General features: G+C 67.6%; 1 protein-coding gene. It reads left to right on the top strand.

Going from position 1 to position 1,622, the window contains the following annotated elements:
- A partial coding sequence (locus AB0J52_RS39585) for an ATP-dependent Clp protease ATP-binding subunit (protein ID WP_500188263.1) occupies window positions 1-1,622 on the top strand: 1,622 nt, incomplete at both ends.

The raw sequence follows: 1,622 nt of genomic DNA, 5'->3' as shown, positions 1-1,622 counted from the left end.
CTGCGTGAGGCGTTGCAGCTGGGTCACAACTACATCGGCACCGAGCACATCCTGCTGGGTCTGATCCGTGAGGGCGAGGGCGTCGCCGCCCAGGTGCTGGTGAAGCTGGGCGCGGATCTGAACCGTGTGCGCCAGCAGGTCATCCAGCTGCTGCACGGCTACTCCGGTGGCAAGGAGCCCGCGTCGTCGGGTGGCCCCTCGGAGTCGGCCCCCTCCACCTCCCTTGTGCTCGACCAGTTCGGCCGGAATCTGACGCAGGCGGCCCGCGAGGGCAAGCTGGATCCGGTGATCGGTCGTGACACCGAGATCGAGCGTGTGATGCAGGTGTTGTCGCGTCGCACGAAGAACAACCCGGTGCTGGTGGGTGAGCCCGGTGTCGGCAAGACGGCGGTGGTCGAGGGCCTGGCGCAGAAGATCGTCAAGGGTGAGGTGCCCGAGACGCTGAAGGACAAGCAGCTCTACACCCTGGACCTGGGCGCGCTGGTCGCCGGGTCGCGGTACCGGGGTGATTTCGAGGAGCGGCTGAAGAAGGTCCTGAAGGAGATCCGGACTCGCGGCGACATCATCTTGTTCATCGACGAGCTGCACACGCTGGTGGGTGCGGGCGCCGCCGAGGGCGCGATCGACGCCGCGTCGATCCTGAAGCCGATGCTGGCGCGCGGTGAGCTGCAGACGATCGGTGCGACGACGCTGGATGAGTACCGCAAGCACCTGGAGAAGGACGCGGCGCTGGAGCGGCGTTTCCAGCCGATCCAGGTCGCCGAGCCGTCCCTGTCGCACACGATCGAGATCCTCAAGGGCCTGCGCGACCGGTACGAGGCGCACCACCGGGTGTCGATCACCGACGCCGCGCTGGTCGCCGCCGCGCAGCTGGCCGACCGCTACATCTCCGACCGGTTCCTGCCGGACAAGGCGATCGACCTGATCGACGAGGCAGGGTCGCGGATGCGGATCCGCCGGATGACCGCGCCGCCGGACCTGCGCGAGTACGACGAGAAGATCGCCGATGTGCGCCGGGAGAAGGAATCGGCGATCGACGCCCAGGACTTCGAGAAGGCCGCCGCGCTCCGCGACTCGGAGAAGCAGCTGCTGGCCAAGAAGGCGCAGCGGGAGAAGGAGTGGAAGGCCGGCGACATGGACGTCGTGGCCGAGGTCACCGAGGAGCTGATCGCCGAGGTCCTCGCCACTGCCACCGGCATCCCGGTGTTCAAGCTGACCGAGGAGGAGTCCGCGCGGCTGCTGCGCATGGAGGACGAGCTGCACCGCCGCGTGATCGGTCAGGAAGACGCGATCAAGGCGCTGTCGCAGTCGATCCGCCGGACCCGCGCCGGGCTGAAGGACCCCAAGCGTCCGGGTGGGTCGTTCATCTTCGCGGGCCCCTCGGGTGTGGGGAAGACCGAGCTGTCCAAGACGCTGGCGGAGTTCCTGTTCGGGGACGAGGACGCCCTCATCCAGCTGGACATGTCGGAGTTCATGGAGAAGCACACCGTGTCGCGGCTGTTCGGGTCCCCGCCCGGATACGTCGGCTATGAGGAGGGCGGGCAGCTGACCGAGAAGGTCCGCCGCAAGCCGTTCTCGGTGGTGCTGTTCGACGAGATCGAAAAGGCCCACCCCGACATCTT

Source organism: Spirillospora sp. NPDC049652 (assembly GCF_040675125.1).
In the GTDB taxonomy this organism is placed as follows: domain Bacteria; phylum Actinomycetota; class Actinomycetes; order Streptosporangiales; family Streptosporangiaceae; genus Spirillospora.
The sequence above is the reverse complement of the archived record's forward strand: the minus strand, read 5'-3'. Positions and strand labels throughout refer to the sequence as shown.